3 protein-coding genes are annotated in these 2,613 nt (G+C 56.6%); 1 reads left to right on the forward strand and 2 read right to left on the reverse strand.

Annotation, left to right across the window (positions count from 1 at the left end):
• Together A2I95_RS30750 and A2I95_RS30755 are read right to left on the reverse strand one after the other, a co-directional pair.
• Nucleotides 1-918 (reverse strand): AMP-binding protein (locus A2I95_RS30750; RefSeq protein ID WP_291735947.1); only part of this gene is annotated, 918 nt, incomplete at its 3' end.
• A 78-nt stretch (nt 919-996) separates the two neighbouring features.
• A complete protein-coding gene (locus A2I95_RS30755; protein ID WP_291735948.1) occupies nt 997-1,266 on the reverse strand; it encodes a hypothetical protein in 270 nt (89 codons plus the stop codon).
• A gap of 201 nt (nt 1,267-1,467) precedes the next feature.
• On the opposite strand from A2I95_RS30755, the gene A2I95_RS30760 reads away from it, so the two are divergent.
• Nucleotides 1,468-2,484: a C4-dicarboxylate TRAP transporter substrate-binding protein gene (locus A2I95_RS30760; protein WP_291735950.1), complete on the forward strand. Its 1,017-nt coding sequence runs from the start codon at nt 1,468-1,470 to the stop codon at nt 2,482-2,484.
• Nucleotides 2,485-2,613 lie beyond the last annotated feature (129 nt).

Genomic DNA, 2,613 nt, shown 5'->3' on the forward strand with positions numbered 1-2,613 from the left:
GACCTCGCCCGGCTTGTAGTCGAAGACATACTCGTGGGTCATGGAGGCATAGACCATGTAGCCGCCGGTGGTGTGCAGCACGCCCTTCGGCTTGCCGGTGGAACCGGAGGTATAGAGAATAAAGAGTGGGTCTTCGGCTGATAACTCTTCAGGTTCACAGACCTTAGACTGGCTCTCACAAAGACTTTGGAAGCAATGATCACGGCCATCAACCCAAGACGTTTCTGTGAACGTATGCTTTAACATAAGCAGGTTTTTAACCGATTTTTTGGTGCTGCGCTGCAGCGCTTCGTCAGCATAGTCCTTTAGAGGAATGCTTCTTCCACCGCGTTTGCCTCCATCGGAAGTGATCAGCAGTTTGGATTCGCCATCGTCAAGGCGACCAGCCAGTGCCTCCGGTGAAAAACCAGCGAAAACAACCGAGTGCACGGCGCCTATTCGGGCGCAGGCCAGCATGGCATAGGCGGCTTCGGGGATCATCGGGAGGTAGATGATGACCCGGTCGCCTTTGCGCACGCCCATGGTTTCCAGAATGTTGGCCATGCGGCAGACGCGGTTCTGCAGCTGTTTATAGGTGATGTGCTGGGCGGCCTCATTCGGATCATCGGGTTCAAAGATGATCGCGGTCTGATCGCCACGGGTTTCCAGGTGACGGTCAATACAGTTGGCGGCAACGTTCAGCGTGCCATCGGCGTACCAGTTGATCGACACGTCGCCAAAGCTGTAGTTGACGTCTTTGACCTGCGTAAACGGTTTGATCCAATCGATGCGCTTGCCCTGTTCACCCCAAAAGGCGTCCGGGTCGGCAATCGATGCGGCATACATGTCGTCATATTTGGCCGCGTCCACATGGGCACGTGCAATCACGTCTGCCGATGGTGGGAATACCGGGTTTGTTGTTCGCGTTTCGCTTGTCATAATAGGTTCCTCCCTAATGACCGTCTGCATATTCGGTCGCATAATTCCGATGTGGCAAAAACCCAATCAATTCCACCCTCAAATTGGATTGCTGCCGTTGGTGGCGATCATATACGGAGTTGAAAATAAGTGAATAACTTCCCGTAATTTAACGATTTGCTTGTAAATGTTTTTCATAATTGGGCGGAAATCTGTAAATTTCTTGATTGATGACTGAAAATTTCCTGTTTTGGCAACGCGTTGGATGTCAATGGTTGGTGGTGCAACCGTTTTGATCACGGTGTGCGATGGTATGCAGAGGTGAGCGACGTGCCACTCAACCGGTGTGACATATTGTGTCGCTTGCATGGGTGAACGCGCATTTTTCCTGCGTGTGCCTGTTTTCGAGGCGCGAAGGGCGAGTCAGTAGGCATACGGCGAATGTCTAATTTTTGGGCTGCCGTAGCGTCGCTTTTGTCTGCTCTGGCCGCGGGGCTTGGCAGGGGGGGGCATTGGCGCTAGCTTTGGTGCAAGCGGCGTAAAACAGGCCGCAGCAAATGGGAGTTTTTCATGAACAAGATGTTGACCGGGGCTGTTATGGCCGCCGCATCCGTTGCCGTCGCAGGCGAAGTTGCCGCAACCGAATGGAATGTATCCGTCTGGGGTAAACGCCGTGCCTTTACCGAACACGTCGAAAAGCTGGCCGAATTGGTCAGCGAAAAGACCGGCGGTGAATTCACCATGAACATCAGCTATGGCGGTCTGTCCAAGAACAAGGAAAACCTGGACGGGATTTCCATTGGGGCCTTTGAGATGGCCCAGTTCTGTGCCGGCTATCACCGCGACAAGAACCCGACCATCACCGTGCTGGAACTGCCGTTCCTGGGTGTGAACACTCTGGCAGAAGAAGTGGCCGTGTCCCACGCGGTCTATGCCCACCCGGCGGTGCAAAAGGATCTGGCGCGCTGGAACGCCAAACTGTTGATGACCAGCCCGATGCCGCAATACAACATTGTCGGCACCGGCGAGCCGCGTGACGAGCTGGCCGAATTCAAGGACATGCGGGTGCGCGCCACCGGTGGCATCGGCAAGGCGTTTTCGGCGGTGGGCGCGGTGCCCACATCGGTGACCGCAACCGAGGCCTATAACGCGATGGAATCCGGTGTTGTGGACACCGTCGCCTTTGCCCAGCACGCGCATCTGGCCTTCGGCACCATCAACCGCGCCGACTGGTGGACCGCCAACCTCAACCCCGGCACTGTGAACTGCCCGGTGGTGGTCAACACCGATGCCTATGATGCCCTCAGCGACGCCGAGCGTGAGGCGCTGGACAGTTCAGTTGAGGAGGCGATCGGTCATTACCTGAGCAATTACGGCGCGCTGCTGGAGAAATGGGACGGGGTGCTGGCCGAGAAGGGCGTGGAGAAGGTCACTATCTCTGACGACCAGCTGGCCGAGTTCCGCAAAGTGGCCGCCGATCCGATCCGCGCCCAGTGGATCGAGGACATGACCGCCCAGGGCCTGCCGGCACAAGAGCTGTATGATCTGGTGCAGAAGACCCTCAGCGATCACCGCTCAGGCAGCTGAGCCTGACGCAACACAAAGGGGGGCGGGCTGATCAGGTCCGGCCCCTTTTGCCTTTGATGACTACTAAAAGACGGGGGCGGGCATGGCAGGCAGCGCAGCAGTGCTGGAGGACGGCAGCCTGATCAGCAG

Source organism: Leisingera sp. F5 (assembly GCF_001593695.1).

Coding starts and splice junctions, on each gene's coding strand:
- A2I95_RS30755 (WP_291735948.1), bottom strand. CDS start 1,266: ATGCAAGCGACACAATATGTCACACCGGTTGAGTGGCACGTCGCTCAC.
- A2I95_RS30760 (WP_291735950.1), top strand. CDS start 1,468: ATGAACAAGATGTTGACCGGGGCTGTTATGGCCGCCGCATCCGTTGCC.